This is a genomic window from Arthrobacter sp. Rue61a, from assembly GCF_000294695.2.
Taxonomy (GTDB): Bacteria; Actinomycetota; Actinomycetes; order Actinomycetales; family Micrococcaceae; genus Arthrobacter; species Arthrobacter aurescens_A.
Genome location: NC_018531.1, coordinates 1474086 through 1498286 on the forward strand (window position 1 = coordinate 1474086; position 24201 = coordinate 1498286).

At 63.2% G+C, this 24201-nt stretch carries 23 protein-coding genes; 12 read left to right on the forward strand and 11 right to left on the reverse strand.

Annotated features, from left to right (window positions below):
- Positions 1 to 17: 17 nt before the first annotated feature.
- The 5 genes from ARUE_RS06765 to ARUE_RS06785 are packed head-to-tail and all read right to left on the reverse strand — an operon-like array spanning position 18 to position 5200.
- Positions 18 to 1052: an aldo/keto reductase gene (locus tag ARUE_RS06765; RefSeq protein ID WP_014921192.1), complete on the reverse strand. Its 1035-nt coding sequence runs from the start codon at positions 1050 to 1052 to the stop codon at positions 18 to 20.
- On the reverse strand, positions 1052 to 2419 hold the full coding sequence (locus ARUE_RS06770) for an LLM class flavin-dependent oxidoreductase (protein WP_014921193.1): 1368 nt from the start codon (positions 2417 to 2419) through the stop codon (positions 1052 to 1054). The genes ARUE_RS06765 and ARUE_RS06770 overlap by 1 nt, the downstream gene beginning before the upstream one ends.
- A gap of 32 nt (positions 2420 to 2451) precedes the next feature.
- Positions 2452 to 3180 carry an ABC transporter ATP-binding protein gene (locus tag ARUE_RS06775; protein ID WP_014921194.1) on the reverse strand — a complete coding sequence of 243 codons (729 nt, stop codon included), beginning with the start codon at positions 3178 to 3180 and terminating at the stop codon, positions 2452 to 2454.
- Positions 3156 to 4088, reverse strand: a complete 933-nt coding sequence (locus ARUE_RS06780) for an ABC transporter permease (protein ID WP_014921195.1) — start codon at positions 4086 to 4088, stop codon at positions 3156 to 3158. The genes ARUE_RS06775 and ARUE_RS06780 overlap by 25 nt, the downstream gene beginning before the upstream one ends.
- A 2-nt stretch (positions 4089 to 4090) precedes the next feature.
- On the reverse strand, positions 4091 to 5200 hold the full coding sequence (locus ARUE_RS06785; RefSeq protein ID WP_014921196.1) for an ABC transporter substrate-binding protein: 1110 nt from the start codon (positions 5198 to 5200) through the stop codon (positions 4091 to 4093).
- A gap of 457 nt (positions 5201 to 5657) precedes the next feature.
- On the opposite strand from ARUE_RS06785, the gene ARUE_RS06790 reads away from it, so the two are divergent.
- Both ARUE_RS06790 and ARUE_RS06795 read left to right on the forward strand, forming a co-directional pair.
- A complete protein-coding gene (locus ARUE_RS06790) occupies positions 5658 to 6170 on the forward strand; it encodes a GNAT family N-acetyltransferase (protein ID WP_011774163.1) in 513 nt (170 codons plus the stop codon).
- Positions 6171 to 6227: 57 nt separating this feature from the next.
- Entirely contained in the window at positions 6228 to 6620 is a 393-nt protein-coding gene (locus tag ARUE_RS06795) for a RidA family protein (RefSeq protein WP_011774164.1), read from the forward strand.
- A gap of 70 nt (positions 6621 to 6690) precedes the next feature.
- On the opposite strand, the gene ARUE_RS06800 is transcribed toward ARUE_RS06795, so the two are convergent.
- Entirely contained in the window at positions 6691 to 7350 is a 660-nt protein-coding gene (locus ARUE_RS06800) for a response regulator (RefSeq protein ID WP_014921197.1), read from the reverse strand.
- Positions 7343 to 9043, reverse strand: a complete 1701-nt coding sequence (locus ARUE_RS06805; protein ID WP_014921198.1) for a sensor histidine kinase — start codon at positions 9041 to 9043, stop codon at positions 7343 to 7345. Before ARUE_RS06805 ends, ARUE_RS06800 begins: the two co-directional genes overlap by 8 nt.
- A 198-nt stretch (positions 9044 to 9241) precedes the next feature.
- Here ARUE_RS06805 and ARUE_RS06810 point away from each other — a divergent pair, with 198 nt between their 5' ends.
- A complete protein-coding gene (locus ARUE_RS06810; RefSeq protein ID WP_014921199.1) occupies positions 9242 to 10750 on the forward strand; it encodes a CitMHS family transporter in 1509 nt (502 codons plus the stop codon).
- Positions 10751 to 10907: 157 nt separating this feature from the next.
- Here ARUE_RS06810 and ARUE_RS06815 read toward each other — a convergent pair whose 3' ends face one another.
- From ARUE_RS06815 to ARUE_RS06825, 3 genes are all read right to left on the reverse strand, one after another.
- Entirely contained in the window at positions 10908 to 11366 is a 459-nt protein-coding gene (locus ARUE_RS06815) for a hypothetical protein (RefSeq protein WP_043469960.1), read from the reverse strand.
- A gap of 74 nt (positions 11367 to 11440) precedes the next feature.
- On the reverse strand, positions 11441 to 12022 hold the full coding sequence (locus ARUE_RS06820) for a hypothetical protein (protein ID WP_014921201.1): 582 nt from the start codon (positions 12020 to 12022) through the stop codon (positions 11441 to 11443).
- 11 nt (positions 12023 to 12033) lie between these two features.
- A complete protein-coding gene (locus ARUE_RS06825; protein WP_162486128.1) occupies positions 12034 to 12321 on the reverse strand; it encodes a DUF6507 family protein in 288 nt (95 codons plus the stop codon).
- 361 nt (positions 12322 to 12682) lie between these two features.
- On the opposite strand from ARUE_RS06825, the gene gatC reads away from it, so the two are divergent.
- The 4 genes from gatC (at position 12683) to ARUE_RS06845 (ending at position 16726) form a co-directional block, all read left to right on the forward strand.
- Complete coding sequence (gene gatC, locus ARUE_RS06830) at positions 12683 to 12979, forward strand: Asp-tRNA(Asn)/Glu-tRNA(Gln) amidotransferase subunit GatC (protein ID WP_011774169.1); 297 nt, start codon at positions 12683 to 12685, stop codon at positions 12977 to 12979.
- A gap of 5 nt (positions 12980 to 12984) precedes the next feature.
- On the forward strand, positions 12985 to 14553 hold the full coding sequence (gene gatA / locus ARUE_RS06835) for an Asp-tRNA(Asn)/Glu-tRNA(Gln) amidotransferase subunit GatA (RefSeq protein WP_014921203.1): 1569 nt from the start codon (positions 12985 to 12987) through the stop codon (positions 14551 to 14553).
- On the forward strand, positions 14553 to 16061 hold the full coding sequence (gene gatB / locus ARUE_RS06840; RefSeq protein WP_011774171.1) for an Asp-tRNA(Asn)/Glu-tRNA(Gln) amidotransferase subunit GatB: 1509 nt from the start codon (positions 14553 to 14555) through the stop codon (positions 16059 to 16061). The genes gatA and gatB overlap by 1 nt, the downstream gene beginning before the upstream one ends.
- 107 nt (positions 16062 to 16168) lie before the next feature.
- Positions 16169 to 16726, forward strand: a complete 558-nt coding sequence (locus tag ARUE_RS06845) for a DUF5666 domain-containing protein (protein ID WP_014921204.1) — start codon at positions 16169 to 16171, stop codon at positions 16724 to 16726.
- Here ARUE_RS06845 and ARUE_RS06850 read toward each other — a convergent pair.
- Complete coding sequence (locus tag ARUE_RS06850) at positions 16723 to 17736, reverse strand: formylglycine-generating enzyme family protein (RefSeq protein WP_014921205.1); 1014 nt, start codon at positions 17734 to 17736, stop codon at positions 16723 to 16725. The genes ARUE_RS06845 and ARUE_RS06850 overlap by 4 nt on opposite strands.
- Positions 17737 to 18146: 410 nt before the next feature.
- Here ARUE_RS06850 and ARUE_RS06855 point away from each other — a divergent pair, with 410 nt between their 5' ends.
- From ARUE_RS06855 to ARUE_RS06875, 5 genes are all read left to right on the forward strand, one after another.
- Positions 18147 to 19181 (forward strand): ABC transporter permease, encoded by a 1035-nt coding sequence (locus ARUE_RS06855; RefSeq protein ID WP_014921206.1) that lies wholly within the window; start codon positions 18147 to 18149, stop codon positions 19179 to 19181.
- 41 nt (positions 19182 to 19222) lie between these two features.
- Positions 19223 to 20146: a carbohydrate ABC transporter permease gene (locus ARUE_RS06860; protein WP_011774175.1), complete on the forward strand. Its 924-nt coding sequence runs from the start codon at positions 19223 to 19225 to the stop codon at positions 20144 to 20146.
- Positions 20147 to 20212: 66 nt separating this feature from the next.
- Positions 20213 to 21871: a type 2 periplasmic-binding domain-containing protein gene (locus ARUE_RS06865; RefSeq protein WP_014921207.1), complete on the forward strand. Its 1659-nt coding sequence runs from the start codon at positions 20213 to 20215 to the stop codon at positions 21869 to 21871.
- A 55-nt stretch (positions 21872 to 21926) separates the two neighbouring features.
- Positions 21927 to 22979, forward strand: a complete 1053-nt coding sequence (locus ARUE_RS06870; protein ID WP_014921208.1) for a LacI family DNA-binding transcriptional regulator — start codon at positions 21927 to 21929, stop codon at positions 22977 to 22979.
- 17 nt (positions 22980 to 22996) lie between these two features.
- A complete protein-coding gene (locus tag ARUE_RS06875) occupies positions 22997 to 24190 on the forward strand; it encodes a Gfo/Idh/MocA family protein (protein WP_014921209.1) in 1194 nt (397 codons plus the stop codon).
- The last annotated feature ends 11 nt before the right edge of the window (positions 24191 to 24201 follow it).

Below are 24201 nucleotides of genomic sequence, written 5' to 3' on the forward strand. Positions count from 1 at the left end.
GCCCTTCGCGGAGGTACTTACCGCAATGAACGACGACGCCGGGCCGGCTCCGTCAGCCACGCCGGTTCATAGCCCGCATCAGCGGTGTTGAGGGTGGTCCCTGGAGGAACGATCTGGTCGATCCTGTCCAGCACATCGGGTGACAGGGTGAGCTTGTCCGCCCCGAGGGCTGCTTCAAGGTGTTCCAGCGTGCGCGGTCCGATGATCGCAGAGGTCACCGCCGGGTGTTCGAGGACGAAGGCCAGCGCGAGGTGGATCAGCGACAGTCCTGCTTGATCGGCCAGCTCCGTCAGCTCGAGCACGGCCTTCGTTTTGAGGGCGTTCCCGGGCAGGTCCGGATCGTGCCGGGCTGGTTGGCGACCCGCGCGGCTTGACGGAAGGTGCGCGCCGTCGGCCTTGATCCGGCCGGACAACCAGCCTCCGGCGAGCGGGCTCCACGGAAGCACCCCGAGTCCGTGCTGCTGCGCCAGCGGCAGGACCTCCCGTTCTGCGCCACGAGCCAGGATGGAATACGGCGGCTGCTCCGTGACAGGCCGTTCCCGGTGGCGTTCTCGGGCAACGTACTGGGCCTCGACGATCTGGCCGGGAAGGAACGTAGACGTACCGATGTAACGAATCTTGCCCTGGCTGACGAGGTCGCTGAGCGCACCCAGTGTTTCGTCGATGTCCGTGTCGGGATCCGGCCGGTGCACCTGGTATAGGTCGATCCAGTCTGTCTGCAGCCTGCGGAGACTGTCCTCAACTTCGCGGATGATCCAGCGGCGCGAATTGCCGGCCTGGTTCACGTCGTCGCCGAGGCGTCCATGGACCTTGGTAGCCAGGACAACCTGATCGCGCCGACCCTTCAGTGCCTTGCCCACGATCTCCTCGGACTCGCCCTGAGAGTACACATCGGCGGTGTCCACCAGGTTGATGCCGGCGTCCAGCGCCCTGTGGATGATGCGGATGCTGTCGTCGTGGTCAGGGTTGCCGATGGCCCCGAACATCATGGTCCCCAACGTCAGCTGGCTGACCTTGACGCCGGTTCGCCCCAGGTTCCGGTACTCGGTCATTAGAACGCCGATCCGATGGACGTGAGCTGCTGTCCCTCGGAACCGGCGTAACGGTTCTCGGGACGGGCCAACCCGTAGTGTCCGCGGAGAGTGGACTCGGTGTATTCGGTACGGAACAGGCCGCGTTGCTGGAGGATCGGTACTACCTGGTCCACGAAGATCTCCAGGCCGGAGGGGAGGACCGGGGGCATGATGTTGAAGCCGTCGGCCGCGCCCGCGAAGAACCAGTCCTGGATGGCGTCCGCCACCTGCTCCGGCGTTCCGGAGAACGTGCGGTGGCCACGTCCGCCGCCCAAGCGGCCGATCAGCTGCCGGACCGTGAGCTGCTCGCGACGAGCCAGTTCCACAATCAGCGTGTAGCGGCTCTTGGCACCCTCGATGTCGTCCTCGGAGGGAAGATCGGCGGGCAGTTGGCGGTCCAGAGGAAGGTCTTCGGGCTTCAAACGCAAGGTCTTGGCCAACTGCTCCCGGGCGTACTCCGGCTTGATAAGTTCGTCGAGTTCACGTTCAAGTTTCAGGGCTTCGGCCTCCGTGGAACCAATCACCGGGACGATGCCCGGGAGGATCTTGATGCCTTCAGGGTCGCGGCCCACAGCTGCGGTTCGTGCCTTGAGGTCTGAGTAGAAAGCCTGGGCGTCAGCCAATGTCTGGTGCGCGGTGAACACGGCTTCGGCGTACTGTGCAGCAAGCTTCTTGCCGTCCTCGGAGGACCCTGCCTGAACGATCAGTGGGTGGCCCTGCGGCGAGCGGGGAACATTGAGCGGGCCGCGCACACGGAAGTGCTTGCCCTCGTGTTCAATAGCCCGGATCTTGTTGTCGTCACCCCACACGCCCTCGGCTTTGTCCGCGAGCACGGCGTCGTCCTCCCAGCTGTCCCACAGCTTCTGGGCTACCTCGATGAACTCGGCTGCCCGCTCGTAACGGACAGCGTGTGCCGGCTGGTCATCCACGCCGAAGTTCCTCGCAGCGTCCGGTCCCGCCGTCGTGACGACGTTCCAACCAGCGCGGCCGCCGCTGACCCAGTCCACCGACGCGAAGCGGCGTGCCAGGTTGAAGGGGTCGTTGTAGGTAGTAGAAGCGGTGGCGATCAGGCCGATCTTCTGCGTTGCCGCGGCGATGGCTGTCAGCAGCACTGTAGGTTCCAGTTTGCCGGCAGGGCGGCGGCCCACCTCGCCGAACAGGACGGGGGAGTCCGCGAAGAAGATGGAGTCCAGCTTTCCTCGTTCAGCCGCCCGGGCCAGGTGCTGGTAGTGCTCAACCTTGGTGGAGGAGAGAGGATCGCTTTCGGGCAAGCGCCACGAGGCCTCGTGGTGGCCTGTGCTCATGAGGAAAGCGTTCAGGTGGAGCTTGCGCTGTGGTTCAGTCATGGGGTTTCTCCTTGGTTCGAATACGAGGGGGGTTAGGCAGCAGAATGGACGCCGAGGGCTTCGAGCAGTTCGCCCCTCAGCGCTGAATGGTCGACGGCGGTTCCAGCCTTGCGCTCAAGGGCTACACGGCCGCCTTGGAGGACGATGACGCGGTCGGCCAAGGTGATGGCTTCGTCGACGTCGTGGGTTACGAGCAGGACCGCCGGGCGGTGCGCGGCGACCAGGTCCTTCAGGAGTGCGTGCATTTTCAACCGGGTGAGGGCATCCAGCGCACCGAAAGGTTCATCGGCCAACAGCAGCTTGGGCTCGCGCACCAGCGACCTCGCCAAGGCGACGCGCTGCTGTTCCCCGCCGGACAGTTCGTGTGGCCACGCCTTTTCGCGACCGGCGAGTCCCACTTCGGCGAGCGCGCGGCGGCCGCGGGCATCGGCGTCGTGATCCCTGAGTCCCAAGGTGACGTTGCCCAACACGGTGTCCCACGGCAGCAGGCGCGAGTCCTGGAACACCACGGACACCTGCTCCGGGACCTTCACCACTCCGCTGCCGCGGACGTCACCGTCCAGTCCGGCGAGGGCACGCAGCAGGGTGCTCTTGCCGCAGCCGCTGGGGCCGAGGAGGGCAACGAACTCGCCCGGTGCGATATCAAGGTCCACCCCGTTGAGTACGCCTTTCGGGCCGAAGCTGCGAATGAGGTTCCGGACGGAGACTTCGTAGGAGGGGCCGGTCCGGAGGGTGCTTAGCCCGCCAGTGTGCGTTGCCACGACAATGCCTTTCGTTCCAGGAGCCGGACGGCTGCGTCGGAAACCAGTCCCAGGACGCCGTAGACCGCCAGGCCGAGGACGATGATGTTTGTTTGTCCGTAGGTGCGGGCGAGCTCCATCATGTAGCCGATGCCGCTGGTGGAGTTGATCTGTTCCACCACCACCAAGGACACCCAGGCGCCGGTGACGGCGAAACGAAGCCCCAGGAAGAATCCCGGCAACGCTCCCGGTAGTACTACGCGGCGAATGAACCCGGCCCGGCTCAGGCCCACCGTTTGCGCCAGTTCGACGTACCGCAGGTCGATGCCCCGCAAACCAGCATGGGTCTGGAGGTAGATGGGGACGAACACGCCCAAAGTGATGGTGAGGACCTTCATGGTTTCGTCGATGCCGAACCAGAGGATCAGCAGGGGGATCAGGGCGAGTCCGGGAATGGCCCGCTTGATCTGCACTGGACCGTCGATCAGCGACTCGCCTACGCGGCTCAGCCCGGAAAGGACCGCCAGTACGGCACCCACCACGATCCCGAAGAACAATCCCAAACCTGCACGCTGGGCCGAGATCGCCAGGTTCTCTTGGAGTCGGCCGTCTGCGATCAATTCGCCCGCCGTGGAGACCACGGTCCAAGGCTCGGACAGGATCCGGGGATCCAGCAGGCCCGTCGCCGAAGCAACCACCCACAATAGGATCAACGCGGCAGGACCCACCAAGCCCGCAAAGCGGCGACGCTTCCCGGGGCCCAGGCGGCGGCTCGCCGGGCGGACATCCGGCCTGCCGGTGAGGTTCGGGTCGAGGTGAGGTTCGACGCCGGCAGCCGGGTGAGTAGCGACGTCGCTTCTTGGCGGAGGTGCGGTTCCTGGCGGGGGAGCGGTGACCGTAGCCGTGCGCCGGGCAGCAGTGGTGGTCATGGCTACGCCCCCTTTCCAGCGGCCGCGTAGGCCGTGCCGCCGATGGCCTCAAAGCGGAGGTCGTACAACTTGGCGGCATCCAGCTTGGGCTTCTGCTGTTCCTTGGCGAGGAGGTCGATGGTCTGCTGATGCCGGGCAATGGCCTCGGTCCAGGACGTGGGGAGGTCGCGCTCGCCGGCGGCATCGATCAGGTACTGGCCGTCCTCGGCGGAAAGCCCCTGGTTCTTGACGTAGTAGCCCTCAAGCCATTCCTTGGGGTGGTCCTGGATCCAGCGTTGGGCCTGTCCCCAGATTTCGACGTACTCGGCAAGCGCCGCAGCTTTTGCCGGATCGTCAAGCACCTTGGCCGGAGCGTACAGGTGGCCGGGATCGTCCCTGAGGCCGTGCCGCAGCGTTGTTCCGCCGTCGGCGCCGTACTTGGCCAGGTACCGCTTGATCTGGACGCCGCCCAAAGGCGCTGCGTCCACCTGCTTGCTGGACAGGGCTGTGGAGTAGGTGTCACCCGTGCTGGGTAGTTCCACGAGCTTCACGTCTTTTTGCTGCAGGCCGGCCTTTTCCAGGATGCGCAGCACCAGGGCCCCTTGCGCTTGGCCGGGGCTGTACGCGATCTTCTTGCCGCGAAGGCCCTGGAGGTCAGTGATGCCCGCACCGGGTGCCACACCCAGTTCGTACAACGGGTGGTTCACGGCATCCTGGCGGTAGACGCTGGCGATGATGCGGACCTCCAGCCCCGTCCACGTCGCGTGGATGGGAGGAATGTCCGCCACTGAACCTACATCCAGGGCGTTGGCCCGGAACGCTTCAGTAGTGGCAGGGCCGCCGGAGATGTTGGCGAACTTCACGGGGAAGCTGAGCTTCTTGTCCAGGCCGGAGAGTTCAAGGGCCACCTGCACGGATGGGTCGCCCACTACCAGCGTGGTGCCTTCCGGAACGGTGGTGGCCAGCGGGGCGGTGACCTGTGCCGCCTGCGTGGCTACGCCTCCGGCCGCTGCTGGTCCGCCGCAAGCGGTCAACAGGCCCAGGGCGGGAATGGCGAGAAGGGTGCCGAGGATTTGGCGGCGGTTCGGGGGTGTTGTGGGGAGTTTTTGGGCGCGGAGGGACGCGGAAAACATGCAAAGCCTTTCAGGTGCGGGAGGGGTCGCTGCTGCCCGGAGCCAAGGGCATCGACGGCGCAGCGGTACAGATCGCTAGTTCTGAAGGCAGGACGGACAGCAGGAGTGAGCCTGAGTTACGTGTGCTGGGACATCGGTCTTGGGCATCGGTTCCTCCTGTTCTGTGTGCACGAAGTTTTCACGGCCGGGCTTTGCCGTGTGGTAACTCAAGCACGCCCGCATTGCCCCGCGCCAGCGTTTCGACATCTACGCGCAACAGCACGAAACCGGGGTTCACCGCACGCAACGCGGCTCAATTCGACGCCACGGGAGGCAACACAAAAGCAGCCCAGAGGCACCCGCCTGAACAGCGCGGGCCAACCATTCGGCGTCGTGCGTTCCAGACGTGACTGATAGTTCCATCACGGAAAGGGGCCTTTGGCGCGGCGGGCGCCGCCAGCACGACTACCATTGGTAGGTGCTTTCGCCGATTACCGTCCGTCCCGCCCTGCCCGAAGACTACGACGCCGTTGCCCGCATCACGCAGGACTCCTACGTCACCGCGGGGTACTACGGCGACGCTGATCACCCGTACCTGCAGAAGCTCCAGGACGTTGCCGGACGCGCGGAGCACGCTGAGATCCTGGTGGCGGAGCGCAACGGCGAGGTCATCGGGTCTGTGACGGCAGCCCCGGCAGGCGGCGGCTTTTCCGACATCGGCCTCGACGACGAACTGGAACTCCGTACCCTGGTGGTGGATCCGGCAGTTCAGCGATCCGGGGCGGGACGTGCCTTGGTGCAGGCTGTCATCGATCAAGCCAAGGCCATGGACGGAATCAACGCCGTGTCCCTGACCACTGGAGCCACGTGGGAAAGCGCCAACGCCCTCTACGCGCGGACTGGTTTTGACCGCGCCCCGCACCGTGACTGGTTTGTGCCCGGCACCGACATAAAGCTGTTCGTTTACCGGCTGGACCTCCCGCAGTCATAAAGTTTCCTTCGTAAACGCCGGTCACCGGACCGGGCGAAGCGACAGGAAAGGCGCGGCATGCGCAAGACATTCGGCACGGGTTCGGTCTGGGAGCAGACCCTTGGCTATTCCCGGGCAGTCCAGGTGGACAACACTCTTTTCATTTCCGCCACGGCCGCTTCAGGGCTCGTTGATGGCAAACAGGCGATCGTTGGCGACGACTTTTACTCGCAAACCAAGTACATCCTTGAGAAGCTCGGCGCTGTTTTGGAAGACGCCGGGTTCTCCTACGAGGACGTGGTTCAGTCCAAGCTGTACCTGACGGACATCAGCAAGTGGGAAGACGCCGGCCGCGCCCACGGTGAGGTCTTCGGCGAGATCCGCCCCACGCTTGCCTTGGTCCACGTCTTGCCGTTCCTCGATCCGCAGATGCTCGTGGAAATCGAGCTCGTGGCGCAAAAGTCCGCGTAGCGCACCCGCCTGAGTCGCATTAGTGGTTGTTCTGAGCGCTCAGAACAACCACTAATGCCAGTTACTTGGGTCAGGCGGGGACGCCGTAGCGGTGTTCCGGACGGCCCGTACTTCCGTAGCGCAGCTGGATCTCGACGGCGCCATCATCCGCGAGCGAGGACAGGTACCTTTGCGCCGTGGCCCGGGAAACGCCCACCCTCTCCGCAACCTCGGCAGCTGAGTACTGCTCCCCGGGAAGCAAGGATTCCAGGACCGCAGCCTCTGTGGCGGAACGGGGCTTGGCTGACGGTGTGACATCTCCCGGGATCAGGGACCGTTTGGCGCGTTCAATGGTGGTTTGGTCAACGGCTGTCTGCTGCCCCAGGATCCGCCGATACCGCGCGTAGGACCGGAGTTGCTGGGACAGTGACTCAGCGGTGAACGGTTTCAGCATGTACCCAAGCGCGCCGCGCCGCAGGGCAACCCTGATGGACTGCGCGTCAGAGGCCGCTGTCAGCATGAGGGCGTCGACGTCCAGTTGACCCAACAGATCCAAGCCGGAGCCGTCCGGGAGATACACGTCCAGCAGCACCAGATCGGGACGAAGGCTGTGAATCGCCTGCAGTGCCTGTGAAACCGACCCAGCCGGCGCCAAAGCCATGAAGCCGGCCACGGAATCCACATAGGCTGCATGGAGCCGTGCCACGTGGAAGTCGTCGTCCACGATCAACACCCGCAAATCCTCAGCCATTGCTGTCCTCCCTCAACGTCGAGTCGGCACCTGTGCCCGCATGCTCCGCGGAATCCATGACGCCGGGGATGGTCGCCATGAACACGGCGCCGGGACCGCCGCTGCTGCCGGGCTCCAGGACGCGGACATCGCCGCCACGCCGCCGCGCAAGCTGCCGCACCAGCGCCAGCCCCAAACCTTGTCCAGCCCCTGAGCGTACCGGTTGTTCCGACGTCGTAAATCCTTCGGCGAAAACCTCTTCCGGTTCCAGGCTCCCCAAACCGTCGCCGGAATCGCCCACCAGGATGTGCAGGGTCCCGCCGTTCTCAGTGGCGTCGTCCAGCAGTTCGACTTCCACCCATCGTTCCGCTGACAAGCCGGCAACGGCGGCACTCACCGCGTTGTCGATCAGGTTGCCGAGCACCGTGGTGACGTCTTGTGGATCGGCCACGTGCCCACGGACCAGTGTTTCGGGGCCGATGCGGAGGGCCACGCCGCGCTCCGAAGCCTCCACGCCTTTCGCGCCAACGAAGGCCTGCAGATACGTGTCCTGGAGCAATTCGGCCTGCTCCACGGGGAACTTCAGCGGACCAGTGGCCGAGATCCGGGCCAGGTATTCCTTGGCGGCGTGGTGTTGGCCGATGCTCATGAAACCGGCAATGGTGTGGAGTTGGTTGGCGAACTCGTGGCGCTGGGCGCGCAGGGCCGTGGACATGGTCCCCACGGCGTCGAGCTGGCGGGTGAGTTGCTGCAATTCCGTGCGATCCCGCAGCATGACCACCCAGCCAAGATCCTCTTGCCGATGCCAGGCTTTGCGAGCGCTGGCCACCAGAACGCGTCCGCCCGCCACGACTTCCACGGCCTCGGCGTCCCGGGCCGCAGGCTGCGTGAGCTGTTTGAGCTGTTCAGGGACGGCCGCCGATGCCCAGTCCTGGCCGGTGGCATCCGGCATGTCCAAGAGCCTTGCTGCGGCGGCGTTGAACACGGAGATCCGTCCGTCTGCGGCAACGCCGATCACACCATCATCCACGCCTTGGAGCACCGCCACTTGGTCGTGGACCAAGGTGCTGATCTCTTCCGGTTCCAAGCCGAGGGTGAGTCGTTGGAGCCTGCGACGGAGCAGGAAGGAGGCCAGGACGCCGGCAAGCAGCGAGCCGCCGGCGGTGAGTGCAATGGGCACAATGTCGCGGGCAAGGCTGTTGCTGAGGGACTCCACGGAATAGCCAACGCTGACCTCGCCCACGATTGTGGTGGAGTTCTCCGGAGCGTACACCGGCACCTTCGCCCCCGCCGATGGCCCCAACGTTCCCGTGTTGCGGGTGGTGATCTCTTGCCCGCCCAGCGCCACTGAAGGGTCTGTGCTGACGCGTTCACCCAGCCGCGCCGTCTCAGGGTGAGCCAGGCGCAGGCCGGTTTCGTCCGTAATCACCACGAACAGGGCCCCAGTCCGCACTCGCACAGCTTCGGCCGCCGCTTGAAGTGTTCCGGCGGCGAGGACATCCGGGGGAGGGGTTCCTTCTTCTTTGCTGATGGTTTGCACGCCGGACCTGATCTCGGGATCCGCGGCGACGGTCCTGGCAAGGGTGAGTGCTTGGTTTTCGGCTTCGGTGCCGATGCGTTCATAGACCAGCCACGCATGGACCGTCCCGCTGAGCAGGACCACCAGCAGGACAACCCCTAGCTGGAGGAGAAGGGTTTGGGTGGAGAAACGCATGCTGACCCGGCTGTTGCGCGGCACCTTCGCTCCTTTCCTCCTGATCCATTGAATCACTGAGCACAATGCGCAAAACGTTCGCAACGAGCAGTATTCCCAACAATTCCCCGAAACCCCTGCCCGTGACGGAGGCCACCATATTGTCTGTAGTGCGCATCACACCGACGTGGCGCCATTCACAGTAGTAAGGAGCCGGCCGTGCTGGTTTTGCTTGGATTCGCAATGATTGCGGTATTCATGGTCCTGATCATGACCAAAAAATTGACGCCAGTACTGGCGCTGATCATCGTCCCCACAGTCTTCGGCCTCTTCGCCGGAGCGGGCCTCGGCATCGGCGACATGGTGATGGACTCAATGAAGTCCATGACGTCCACGGCCGCGCTCCTCATGTTCGCCATCATCTACTTCGGCCTGATGATCGACGTCGGACTGTTCGACCCCCTGGTGAAGTTCATCCTGCGCAAGTTGGGCAACGACCCCGCCAAAGTGGTCCTCGGCACCGCCATCCTGGCAGCGGCAGTCTCCTTGGACGGCGACGGATCCACCACCTTCATCCTGACCACGGCCGCCATGCTCCCCGTCTACTTGCGGCTCAAGATGAGCCCCGTGGTCCTCACCTGCGTGGCCGGCCTCGCCAACGGCACCATGAACATCCTGCCCTGGGGCGGCCCTACGGCCCGCGCGGCCACCGCACTTCACCTGGATGTCAACGACGTCTTCCTTCCCATGGTCCCGTCACTCATCGTTGGCCTCATCGTGGTTCTGGTGTTCGCTTGGTTGCTCGGCCTGCAGGAACGCAACCGCCTCCGCACCACCGCTCCCGAGATCTGGGGCGACGTCGCGGATCCTTCGGAAGCGTTCGACGGCGGCACGCGCCGCGGCGGTTCGGTTGCCGCGGGTTCGGGTTCGGGCTTCGGCGTCGGCGGAGGCCGCTTCAGTTTCGGCCGCAACTCCTCTGCCACAACTGCAGCCAAGCCGGGCACCGGCGGAGGTTCCGGCGTCGCGGTTCTTGAAGACCCGGCCACGCTGGTGGACGATCACGACACCGCTATGGCAGACACCGCCCTGGACCCCAACCGCACTACGCTGCGTCCCAAGCTGTTCTGGTTCAACCTTGGCCTGACCGTCGCTGTGATGGTGGTCCTGGTGGCCAACATTGTCCCGCTGCCGTTCGTGTTCATGGTGGGCTCCGCGATCGCACTGCTGGTCAACTTCCCCAAGGTCAAGGACCAGGGCGCCCAGCTGATCGCCCACGCACCGTCCATCGTCGCCGTCGTCAGCATGGTCATGGCCGCCGCAGTCCTTACCGGTGTCCTCAACGGCACGGGCATGGTCAAGGCAATGTCCGAGTGGCTCGTCCAGATCATTCCCGCCGAAATGGGACCGTTCATGGCAGTCATCACCGGGCTTCTGAGCATCCCGATGACGTTCTTCATGAGCAACGACGCCTTCTACTTTGGGGTCCTGCCGGTCCTTTCCGAAACCGCCGCTCACTACGGCGTGGATGCAGTGGACATGGCCCGCGCCTCCATCACCGGGCAGCCCTTCCACCTGCAGAGCCCCCTGGTGCCGGCCATCCTCCTGCTGGTTTCCCTCGCCAAGGTGGATCTGGGCGACCACCACAAGAAGGTCCTCTGGCGCACGGCCGTGATCTCGGTGGTCATGCTGGCAGTCGGTGTTCTGACCGGGGCCATCGGCATCGGCTAACGAGCCGCCACCTCAACACACCCGAGTGTCTCGGTGTCGAGTTCGCGGGTTCGTCTCCAATTCGCCGTTTAGCAACGGCGTATTGTGCAGCGGACCCGCGATTTGGCGTGAGGGGACGTCTGAGGTGGGGTGAGCGGATTGGGGATGAGACGCCCATTCAGGTGGTCTTCTTCCTGGCGGCCGGGTCCAAGGTGCACTCGCCAACCACCTTGATGAAGCTTGTTTCTTTGGACGGCGTGAACTGTACGAGGAGCCTTCTTGGGCTTTCCGCATTGAGCTGGATGCCTGTGATGTTTCCGCCCATGGTGTCGAAGATGTTTCCAATCGTGTATCCCTTCGTCTCCAAGTGGGCCTTCATTCGTTCCACAGCAGCCGGCGGATCATCGACGGGACCGCCTTCTATCTGGCGCTGATACAGCCGACCGTCAGCCCGCGCGTGCACCCCGCAAGGTTCTGACACGTAATCCGATGTGTCGTTACGGTCCCACCCGGGCCATGTTGTGCCCGACTGCTTGACTGTGTCCTCCATGGCATCCATGAACTCTGTGAACACCTCTTCAGCGGTCCGCTCGCCGGGTCCCGGTTCGCCTTGCTGCCCACCAGTCGCTGAGTTCATGCCGCATCCTGTCATCACCAAGCACCCCGCCATCATCAATACCAACCACGTTCTGCGATCGGGTTTTGTCTTTGTCATTTGCTCCGCTCCTCGGCGAGTTCCTCGGGCGTCAAGTCACGCTCGATCAAGGGCCCCGTAGGGACCAAGTCGCCGTGGACTGTCCTCAGCTCCCGCCGGAGAGGAAGAAGCCTCTTCATCTGGTCTCCGCGCCCAGTTGAAGTGAGGGCAATGTTGTGACCGGACTCGGTTCTCGGGTCGAGATAGCCGTGACCGGTAGTGGCGGCGAAGACGGTGTCGCCGCTACCGTCGACCGCCCATCCTTTGGCATCGTGCCCGGTCGTTCTCTTGTAAACCGTGCCTGTGTCGGGGTCGTAGCCGCCTTCGGCGGAAAAGATTTTGGCCCCGAACCAGTCATCGGCTGGATCCCACCGACCTTCCCGGCCCCGCAGCCCACTGCCGACGATCCCCAACGGGGCCACCCGGTCCTCACTGGCCGCGGTCACGTACACCTCGGGTTTCCCGCCCTGGTCTTTGGCCACATGCAGGTCCGCGGCCGAGCCGATCTCCCGCCACTCGATACCCGCGGACCCGAAAAACGTCGCCGTAGCTACCTCATGCTTGTGTGCCTTGAGCGCCGAAACATCAATCTCATACACAGCCCGGCCCCCTAACGCACCGGCACCGGACGGAACCGTTCCACCCGCAAACCCGCGCCGGGCCAGACGTCCAAGCTTTTGGTCTGCGCCAAGGACGTTGTGGCCATCTGCTCATCACCCGCAACATAGGCGGCAATAGCAGCCTGTGCTCCACCAAAAATGTTGGCCGTCCGTTGCGCCAAGGCCTGCAGGCCAGGCATCAGCACGGTCTCGCCGTAAAGCTGGAGAGAAACATAGACAGGGCCGCTGCGGAGAGCACCGCTCAATCCATCACGGACATGCCGAACACTTGCCTGCACCGGGCCAAGCCACTACTGCGCTGCTTCGATGCCGCCACCACGGCCAACGCCCTGCCGGTATCAATGTCGTACGCCAAAACAACTGCCGTCCAATACGCCCTACCCACCCTCGTTAATCGATCGAAATGACAAATTTGGCGATGGGCATGTACCTATGACGTGTCCTTTCCGGCCAGACAGTGACGAGAGATCGAGGCGCAGGCGGAAAACAACCCTGAAGTACTACGTGCCAGTCCTAGCCGCGGACCCAGGATTTGGAGGGACGGCTAACCGAGCCATGGCACCTGTCCACCGTCTGCCCGGCACACCCAAGCCAAGTAGACTGGTTCGGAAAACCATTTGAACTTTGCAGGGGAGATCCATGGCTGCGATCAACCGTGACGACGTCGCGCATCTTGCGCGTCTGGCTCACATTGAAATGAGTGCCGAAGAACTGGACAGGATGGCTGTTGAGCTTGCTGTCATCGTGGATTCGGTGAAGAGCGTGAGCGAAGCTGCGGGTGAGGACGTCCCGGCGACGTCGCACCCGATTCCGTTGACCAATGTGTTCCGTGAGGACGTTGTGGGCCACACGTTCACAGCTGAGCAGGCGTTGTCCGGCGCTCCGGATTCTTACGAGAACCGTTTCAAGGTCCCGGCAATCCTGGATGAGGACTAATCACTATGACTGAGCTGAAGAACGAACTCATCCGCCACTCCGCTGCCGATCTTGCCGCCAAGCTGGCTTCCCGCGAGGTTACCGCCGTTGAGGTGACGCAAGCGCACCTTGACCGCATTGCCGACGTCGATGGTCAGGTTAATGCCTTCCTGCACGTGAACAGTGAAGAGGCTCTGGCTGTTGCGGCCGAGGTTGACGCTGCCCGCGCTGCCGGCGGTTCCGCCGCCGAAGAGTTGCACGCCCTCGCCGGTGTGCCGATTGCGGTGAAGGACCTCATCGTCACCATCGGCCAGCCGACGACGGCCGGTTCGAAGATCCTTGAGGGCTGGCACAGCCCCTATGACGCCACGGTGGTTAAGAAGCTGCGCGCGGCCAAGATGCCGATCCTGGGCAAGACCAACCTGGATGAATTCGCCATGGGTTCCTCCACCGAGCACTCGGCATACGGCCCCACCCGGAACCCGTGGGACCTGGACCGGATTCCTGGCGGTTCGGGCGGTGGCTCCGCTGCCGCCGTCGCCGCTTTCGAAGCGCCGTTGGCGCTTGGCACGGATACCGGTGGCTCCATCCGCCAGCCGGGTGCCGTCACTGGAACTGTTGGCGTGAAGCCCACGTACGGTGCTGTTTCCCGTTACGGTGCCATTGCCATGGCGTCGTCGCTGGATCAGATCGGTCCGGTCTCCCGTACGGTGCTGGACTCGGCGCTGCTGCAGGAAGTCATCGGCGGCCACGACCCCTTTGATTCCACGTCGCTGACCGATCCGTTCAATGACCTTGTTGCTGCTGCCCGCGTGGGCAATGTTGCCGGAATGAAGATCGGCATCGTCAAGGAGCTTCACGGCGAGGGCTACCAGGCCGGCGTCGAGAACCGTTTCAACGAATCCCTTCAGCTGCTCAAGGATGCCGGCGCTGAAATCGTTGAGGTTTCCTGCCCCAACCTGAAGTACGCCTTGGGTGCGTATTACCTGATCATGCCGTCCGAGGTGTCCAGCAACCTGGCCAAATTCGACGGCGTCCGCTTCGGCATGCGCGTTCTGCCCAAGGACGGTCCCATGACCATCGAGCGCGTCATGGGTGCAACCCGTGCCGCCGGCTTCGGCGATGAGGTCAAGCGCCGCATCATCCTTGGCACGTACGCACTGAGCGCCGGCTACTACGACGCTTACTACGGCTCGGCACAGAAGGTCCGGACGCTGATCCAGCGCGACTTCGACGCCGCGTTCGCGAAGGCCGATGTCCTGATCTCGCCCACGGCGCCCACCACGGCGTTCAAGCTGGGGGAGAAGCTGGACGATCCGCTCGCGATGTACCTGAACGATGTCGCCACCATCCCGGCCAACCTTGCCGGTATCCCGGGTCTGTCCCTGCCGGGTGGCTTGGCCGACGAAGACGGCTTGCCCGTTGGCATCCAGTTGCTGGCTCCTGCCCGTCAGGATGCCCGCCTGTACCGCGTGGGCGCTGTGCTCGAATCCATCCTTGAAGAGAAGTGGGGCGGCCCGATGCTTGCACAGGCGCCGGACCTGAAAACTGCAGTGCTCGGTGCAGTATCCAACACCGCCGGAGGTTCCAACTAATGTCCGTCGACGCAACCCTGAGCTTCGAAGAGGCCATGGAGAAGTACGATCCCGTCCTGGGGTTCGAGGTCCACGTGGAGCTCAACACCAAGACCAAAATGTTCTCCTCTGCCCCGAACGTTTTCGGTGACGAGCCGAACACCAACGTCAACGAGGTTGACTTGGGCATGCCTGGTGTCTTGCCGGTGGTGAACAAGACGGCTGTGGAATCTTCCATCAAAATCGGCCTTGCCCTGAACTGCAAGATCGCCGAGTACTGCCGCTTCGCCCGGAAGAACTACTTCTACCCGGATACCCCCAAGAACTTCCAGACCTCGCAGTACGACGAGCCGATCGCCTACGACGGTTACCTTGACATCGAGCTTGAGGATGGCACGGTCTTCCGCGTGGAGATCGAACGCGCCCACATGGAAGAAGACGCCGGAAAGCTGACCCACATGGGTGGTGCTGCTGGACGTATCCAGGGTGCCGACTACTCTCTGGTGGATTACAACCGGTCAGGTGTGCCGCTGGTTGAGATCGTCACCAAGCCGATCGAGGGCGCGGGTAGCCGTGCACCTGAATTGGCCAAGGCCTACGTCGCTGCAATCCGCGAGATCGTGAAAAACCTTGGTGTTTCCGATGCCAAGATGGAGCGCGGCAACGTCCGTTGCGATGCCAACGTTTCCTTGCGCCCGCACGGCCGGGAACGGTTCGGTATCCGGTCCGAGACCAAAAACGTGAACTCGCTGCGTGCCGTCGAACATGCCGTCCGTTACGAAATCCAGCGCCACGCTGCCGTCTTGGATTCCGGCGAGCCCGTCATCCAGGAGACGCGCCACTGGCACGAGGACACGCGTTCGACGACGTCGGGCCGGCCCAAGTCCGACGCTGACGATTACCGCTACTTCCCGGAGCCTGACCTGGTTCCCGTCGTCGCCTCCCGTGAGTGGGTGGAGGAACTCCGGGCTACCCTTCCCGAGCCGCCGGCCGAGCGCCGCAAGCGCCTCAAGGAAGCATGGGGCTACTCGGATCTGGAATTCCGCGACGTCGTCAACGCAGGTGTCATGGACTCCATCGAGGAAACCATCGCAGCCGGTGCGTCCGCCGATGTTGCCCGGAAGTGGTGGATGGGTGAGATCGTGGGCCGTGCCAAGGTTGCCGACGTCGATCCTTCCGAACTCGGTGTCACGCCGCAGGTCATTGTCGAGCTGAACAAGCTGGTTGAAGACGGCAAGATCAACAACAAGATGGCAACCCAGGTCTTGGACGGCGTGCTCGCAGGCGAAGGTACTCCGGCTGAGATCGTGGAGAAGCGTGGTCTCGCAGTGGTGTCCGACGACGGTCCGCTCCTGGAAGCCATCGACGCTGCATTGGCTGCGCAGCCGGACGTCGCTGAGAAGATCCGTGGCGGCAAGGTCCAAGCCATTGGCGCGATTGTTGGCGGAGTCATGAAGGCCACCCGTGGCCAGGCTGACGCTGGCCGCGTTCGCGAACTGATCCTGGAGAAGCTCGGCGTCGAGGGCTAAGTCCCGCAGTTTGACGCCCAAGTAGCTCGTAGTTGTGGTTGTTTTGAGAGCTCAGAACAACCACAACTGCGGGCTACTTTTTGTTGGGAGGGGTGCACAATGGATGCATGGCCACCCTAACACCAGGCCTCCGTAAAGGCCTTCTCGCCGGCGGGATCGCCGTTGCATTGACCGGCGGCGGGGCCGCCGCCGTGTGGGCGGGCACCCAGCCCAGCCCCTCGCCGTCGAGCTCTTCTGCGTCACCCAACCCGTCCGCATCGGCGAAAGCCAAGGCCACCGAAGGCCGCGGCCAGGCTATCCACGGCGAACACGTCGTGAAACAGCAGGACGGGACCTACCGCACGGTCGTCACGCAAACCGGCACCATCGAATCGGTGAGCGAAACCGAGATGACTGTGAAGAGCGAAGACGGCTTCACGCAACGCTATTCGATGACTGCGGATACGCGGATCACCAACGTTCCCGCAGACCTGTCGGAGCTCAGGAACGGCAAGGGTAAGCCCACGCTGCCGTCGGCCACAGCTGCGGACCTCAAGACCGGCGACACGGTTAGAGTCAGCGGCACCAAAGAGGGCGATTCGGTGGCCGCAGCCAAGATCGTGTCCGGCGAATTGCCGGCCGGCGTGAAAGGCCACGGGCACAGGGGCCACGGCCCCAGGAACTAGAGCGCCACGGTCCTGAAGCCCAGGTTGCCACTGGCTGAGTCCGGCGTGTTTGAGCTGCGCGCTGCGAGACGGTAGCGATTGCAGTAAGAATCGTGGCAGAGGTAGGAGCCACCGCGCATGACCCTTCCGCGGCCGATGGTTGGCCCCTGCGGGTCCTCCACCGTTCCTTGTGCGTGGCACGTTTTGTAATACTTGGGCAGGAACCAGTCGCTGCACCACTCCCAGACGTTTCCGCTGGTTTGGTACAGCCCGTAGCCGTTGGGGCGGAATGACGTGGCAGGCGCAGTGGTGAGGTAGCCGTCATCGATCGTGTTGCGGGAAGGGAATTCCCCTTGCCAGATGTTGCAGTTGTGAGCGGTCTCGCCTGGGGCATCGTTGTGGAGTTCATTCCCCCAGGGGTAGCGCTGTCCGGACAGCCCGCCACGGGCCGCGTATTCCCACTCAGCTTCGGTGGGTAGCCGGCGACCCGCCCATTGGCAGTACGCCAGGGCATCGTTGTGCGACACATGGGTGACGGGGTGGTCGGGGATGTCTGCCCAGTTAGAGAGTGGTCCGGCAGGGTGCGCCCAATCGGCTCCACGAATGTTGAGCCACCACGGGACGTTATTGACCCGGTTCAGGATGTCGTGCGTGTTTGCTTTCACGGCAAGGTGGAACACCGCGGATGTTCCGTAGGTTTCCGACTCGGTGCGGTAGCCGGTGGCGTCGACGAACTCAGCGAATTCCTGGTTCGTCACGGTGGTGGCGCCGATCCGGAATGCCGAGACGGATACTTCGTGCACTGGGGACTCGCCGTCGCCGTCGTAGCCTTCATTGAAGGGATCACCCATGGAGAAGGTTCCCGCTGGAATCTCGGCGTCCTTTGCCTCCTTTGAAGGCACGGCACCATGGGCGGAACGCTCGACGGCGGTGCTCGCCGCCGGATGATCGCTGACCGTTCGCAGGGGGAGCCTCAGCCCCGGCATCCAGTGTTCCCGGGCACCAGCGCCCGGGCTACAGCAATCTGCCATGTCAACCTTCTATCTGAATTGGACCTGCTAGTACTTTATCGGGGGAGCGTCGGGTGCCTAACGTTGCCTCGACCTTGCCGGTGCACCCCTGGTTAGTGAGTGGCGCATCCTTTACCACTCTGTGCGCCACTTGTTCCCAGGCGGCGCACCCTTTTACGCCGCGCGCTCCCCGTTGTTACGGGGGCGATTGGCGGCAGCGGGTGCGAGGGCCAAGCAACCCAGCCCAGGACGCCCTGTTCACCACGATCGAGTCCCGCCACCATCCCGGGGATGATGAAAACTGATTTCTGCGCTCAGTTTCGATCATAATCTTGCAAAAAGAGATGCGGGTCACTTATGGTTTGTTAAACGGTTAACGAGCGTGGTTTGGATCACAACGATGGTCCTGGCTCAGCACATGAGGAGACAGCATGAACTCGACGACGGAACAGGCTCCGGCATTGCCCGAAGCTCGCCGAGTCCCGGGCCCGCCGGGTGGAAACGCCTCCGGATCCGGTCCGAAGAAACGGAAGAGGAGCAAGGTCCCGCAGCAGAGTTTCCGGTCCCGTCTGCGACGCGACAAGCAGATGCTGCTCATGATGCTGCCGGGTGTAGCCTTCCTGCTGCTCTTCTTCTACATCCCCATCCTGGGCAACGTCATCGCGTTCCAGGACTACCAGCCTTACCTGGGCATCGGGGACAGCCTGTGGGTGGGCTGGCAGAACTTTGTGGACCTGTTCGGCAATCCGGACTTCATCCACGCTTTCTGGAACACTCTCTATCTGGCCGCCTGGCAGTTGGTCTTCCTTTTCCCGGTGCCGCTGGTGTTGGCCCTGATTGTGGACTCACTGATCAGCACCCGGGTCCGGCGAATATTCCAAAGCATCGCTTACCTGCCGCACTTCCTTTCCTGGGTGCTGGTCATCGCGTTCTTCCAGCAGATGCTGGGCGGTGCAGGTTTCGTCAACAACCTGCTCCGGGACTGGGGTATGGATCCCATTCCCTTCATGACCAACCCGGAAACATTCCCGGTCATGGTGGTGGTCCAGATGATCTGGAAAGACGCAGGCTGGGCAATGATCATCTTCCTGGCAGCCCTTGCCAGCATCGACGCCTCGCTTTACGAGGCTGCAGCGGCTGACGGTGCCGGACGCTGGCGCCGGATGTGGCACATCACCCTCCCCGGTCTGAGACCCGTGATCGTGCTCCTTCTGATCCTGCGTATCGGCGACATCCTCTCAGTCGGCTTCGAGCAATTCATCCTGCAGCGTGATGCCGTAGGCGCCGGAGCCGCGGAGGTGCTGGACACCTTCACCTACTACACCGGCGTAGTGGGAGGCGGCTGGAGCTCAGGCGCAGCAGCCGGCCTGGCCAAGGGCGTTGTCAGCGCCTTGCTGATCTACGGCGCCAACAAACTTGCCCACCGCTTCGGCGAAGACGGAATCTTCGCAAAACAAGCGCGCTGAAAGCCACATGGCCCGCGCGGCTGCCGCACAAGGAGAATCCCATGGCAACAACACTTTTCACCAAGAAACCCCGGGAACTGACGTACAACCCCAAGCGCCCGGTATGGAAGGAAAAGCCTTCCGCGCTGTATCAGACCGTCAAAGCAGTGGTCCTGATCGTGTTCAGTTTGTCCATCCTGACACCCATTCTGTTGGTCGTTTCCACGTCACTAGCCGACACTGAGCAACTCGTAAAGGCCGGCGGTTTTGTGCTTTGGCCCGAACGTCCAACCCTGGAGGCGTACGCCACCATCTTCAAGGGCCCCATGGTGCTGCAATCACTCGGGGTCAGCATGCTGGTTACCGCGGTGGGCACCATCCTGGCCCTGTTCGTGACCATCACCATGGCCTACGCCACCAGCCGCACGGTTCTGTTTGGCCGGCCGGTGATCCTCGCAGTCCTGTTCACGCTCCTGTTTGCGCCGGGCCTCATCCCGTCCTTCCTGATGATCCGCCAACTCGGCCTGCTGGACTCGTTGTGGTCGCTGATCCTCCCCGGCATCTTCGGAGCTTTCAACTTTGTGGTCATGCGCTCGTTCTTCATGAACATCCCGGGGGAACTGATCGAAAGCGCCAGGATCGACGGCGCCAACGACTGGCAAATCCTGTGGCGCATCGTGATGCCACTGTCCAAGGCCGTGATCGCCGTCGTAGGGCTGTTCTACGCCGTCGGCTTCTGGAACTCGTTCTTCAACGCCCTGCTCTACATCAACGATCACAGTAAGTGGCCCATCCAGTTGCTGCTCCGCAACTTCGTTGTCCAGGGCAGCGGCGCAGCGGACCAGCTGGGAATCACCACCACGCCCCCGCCGCAGTCCATCCAGATGGCAGTGGTGGTAGTAGCCCTCGTCCCGATTTTGATGGTCTACCCGTTCCTCCAGAAGCACTTTGCCAAGGGCGTCATCACCGGCGCCGTCAAGGGCTAGACCCAAGTCAACACTCACACGCCCCAACACCCAGAAACTCAGCAAGTAACCAGAAAGGGTTATGCCATGACGAGCACTACCTCTCAGGCTGGATTCAGCCGCCGCGGTTTCCTTGGCCTCGCAGGCCTGGCAGTAACCGCCGCAGGCTTGTCCGCCTGTGGTGGCGGCGGAGCCGCGAGCAGCGGAGGCGCCGCTGCCTCCGCTTCGGTCAAGTTGCCCACGTATAAGGAATTCACCGGCCTCACCCCGGACATCGCGGGTAACGCCAAGGGCCTCCAAGCCGGCTACTTCAAGCTGCCCACTGCTGTGCAGTCCGTGAAGACGCCGCCGCTCAAGGGCAAGGTGACCGGCCTGACCGAAACATTCGACACCATGAGCCCGGGCCTGCACGACAACCCCTTCTGGCAGCGGCTCAATGCCAAACTCGGCGGCGACCTGGAACTCCAGATCGCCGAAGACATCGGGGACGGCTACCCGGCCAAGTTCGCCACCGTCCTGGCCAGCAACGATCTCCCGGACATGATGTGGGTTCCGCCGAACCAGGGCATCCCCAACGTCGGTCCGATGCTCGAAGCCAAGTTCCAGGACCTGACGCCGTACCTCTCCGGTGACGCCGTGCTCGAGTACCCCAACCTGGCGGCGCTGAAGCCCGATTCCTGGAAGACCGCCGTCGTGAACGGCAAGATCTGGGGCGCACCCATCCCGAGTACCCCGTTCGGCCAGGTGTATGTGGGTAACCACGACGTGTGGGCGCAGGTGGGCGGCTTTGAGGCGGGAAGTGCTGATGAATTCCTGGAGAAAGCCAAGGAGCTGACGCGCCCGGGAGATCAGAAGTACGCCCTGGAACCGGCTTATATCAATGCCCTCCACATGGTCACCGAATGGTTTGGCGCCCCCAACAGCTGGGCCGTCAACAAGGACCGCACCCTCACGCACCTCTATGAAACAGACGAATATATGGCAGGCGTGGAGTTCACGGCAAAGATGTTTGCAGCGGGCGTCTTCTACCCGGATTCCAAAGCAACGGACATCCGCTCGCGCGTAGCCAACGGCAGCGTGGCAGCCCAGGTTGTCTCCGGACCCCATGACATCCGCAGTTACCGCGCCCTTGCCAAAGGTACGCAGTTCGACATCCTTATTCCGTTCAGTGCCGACGGAAAGGTCAAGCCCGTCTACGACATGGGCTACGGCACCGTGGGCTTCACGCCGTTCAAGAAGGCTGAAGAGGGCAAGATCCGCGAACTGCTCTCGCTGATCAATTACCTGTCAGCGCCGTTCGGCACGGTGGAGTACATGCAGAAGAACTTCGGCGAGCTGGGCCAGGACTACACCATCGACGCCTCCGGCAACCCGGCACGCACCGAGACGGGTACCACCAACGCACCCGGCCTGGTCTCGGCGTTGAACATTATGTCCAGCCCGGAAAACGTCATCTTCAACCCCGGTTTCGACGACGACACCCGCTACGTCAGCCAGCAGGAAGAAAAGCTGCTCGAGTTCGCGTGGCGCAACCCCACCAACGGTTCCTACTCGGACACTAATGCCAAGGTGGGCGCCAAGATCACCAAGCAGCTGCGCGACAAGGTGGTGGACATCATCACTGGCCGCGCCAAGATCGACGAGCTCAAGGACGCGGTGAAGCGTTGGAAGAGCGAGGGCGGCGACAAGATGCGCGATGAGTACCAGGCCGCGTTGGACCCCAACGCGCCGGTATTCAGAGGCTAGCCTCAAACCAACAACGCACCAACGCGCAAATACAAGGACACCAGCAGGGGGAACCATGGCAAAAGCGAGCAGCACCGGAGTCAGACCAACCATCCGTATGGTGGCCGAACTGGCGGGCGTCTCCACGGCCACGGTTTCCTACGTGCTATCAGGTCGCCGGGGCGATGGCGGACCGGGCGTTTCGGATCCGACGGCGGAAAAGGTCAAGGCAGCTGCCGAGCGGCTGGGCTACCGCCCCAACCAGGCGGCCCGTGCGATCAGGACGGGCCGCACCAACACGGTGATTCTCTCGCTGACCATGCTGTCCGATCCGTGGTCACTGTCCGTCATCGAAGCCGTGCAGAAGGCGGCCGTTCCGCTGGGCATCACCCCAATGATTTTGGGTGACGCCGATTGGGTCAAAGTACTCGGCACTCACAATGCCGATGCTGTGTTCGTGGATGCAGTCCGTCCTGAGCAGCGGGATGCCCTGCGCAAGCTCGCTGAGCACGGAACCACACTGGTTGTCTTTGACGAAGAGGTACAAGCGGACGGCTTTGACGTCATCCGTTCCATCGCCGGTCCCGGCTGCCGCATGGCCGTGGAGCATTTGCTCCACGGCCACCGAAAGGTCGCCTGCCTGACCCCGGCAACAGCCGCGGGCACTTCCGGCGGGACGCGGTACCTGGCTTACTCCGACGCCTTGGCCGCGGCGAAAGTCCCGGAGCGGGACGACTATGTGGGCTTGTTCGATGGCACCAGTGCAGGGGCGTACGCCGCGGCAACCCGGGTGCTGAGCATGCCGGACCGTCCCACGGCCATCTATGCCACTACGGATTACGCCGCGGTCAGCGCCATCAACGCCGCCCAGCGCCTTGGCCTCGCAGTGGGTACGGATGTGGACATCATCGGTGTGGGCAACACGGTGGAGGGTGCGCGGATGTCGCCTTCCCTCAGCACCGTGGGTCCCGTTGATTTTTTCGACAAACTCGCCAGGCTGCTCCTGCGTAGGGCAACGGGGCAGGCCGGCCACGCGGCAGCAGCTGAACCCGGCGTTCTTGACTTCCCTTGGCATTTGTTCGTGCGTGAATCGGCGCCGCACCGCAGCGCCGCAACCAGGCTTTATTAGGAAACAGCAGAAGGAAATTGCACACCATGGAAAAGGATTTGAAGGTCGGCATCGTGGGTTTCGGCCTGCGTTCAGGGCTGTGGAAGCACGCCCATAAGCCGGGCCAAGGCTCGGAGGTCACCATTGTTTGTGACCTTAGTGAACGCGGCCGGGCAGACGCCGCAGAACGCATTCCGTCGGCGCGCGTTACGGGGGACCTGGAAGAACTGCTGAACAGCGGGATCGATGCGGTGTTGGTCCTGACGCCCGACAACCAGCACGCCGCCGTCGCGGTCCGAACGCTCATGGCAGGCATCCCCACCTTCTGTGAGAAGCCACTGGACATCACAGTGGAGGCCGCGGACCTGATCCTGACCACGGCATACGAAACGGGCACTCGTTTGTACGTTGGCCACAACATGCGCCACATGCCTGTGGTGGTCCAGATGCGCCAATTGATCGAGGACGGCAGGATCGGCGAGGTCAAAGCGGTCTGGTGCCGCCATTTCGTCGGCCACGGCGGTGACTACTACTTCAAGGACTGGCATGCCCAGCGCGCCAACGTCACGTCGCTTCTCCTCCAAAAGGGCGCCCACGACATCGACGTGATCCATTGGTTGGCCGGTGGATACACCAAGCGGGTTGCCGCCGTCGGTGATCTTGCTGTCTACGGTGACGTGAATAATCGAAGCAACAACACCGGCAAGCGCATGGGGGACTGGTTCTCCATGGACAACTGGCCGCCGATGGAACAGAAGGACCTTGCGGAGGTGATCGACGTCGAGGATATCTCCATGATGAACATGGTCCTGGACAACGGTGTCCTGGCCTCCTACCAGCAGTGTCACTTCACACCCGACTACTGGCGCAACTACACCGTCATCGGCACCAAGGGCCGGATTGAGAACCTTGGCGACGGGCCGGGCGAAACCATCAATGTGTGGACCAGCCGGACGTCGGGTTATGCAGCGCCGGACGAGGTCATCACCATCCAGGACGGCGAAGGCGGCCACGGCGGTGCCGACCCCCGCTTGATCGAGGAGTTCCTCCGCTTCGCGTCTGAAGGCGGACAGACCCAGACCAGCCCCATCGCCGCACGTCAGGCAGTGGTGGCCGGTATCCTCGCGGCGGAATCGCTGCGCGGTGACGGCTCCGCGCGTGAGGTTCCAGAGCTCCCCGCCGAACTCGTGGAGTACTTCGACGCCGGCCAGCCCGCCCTGGTCCGCGACTGACCGTTTGCGGG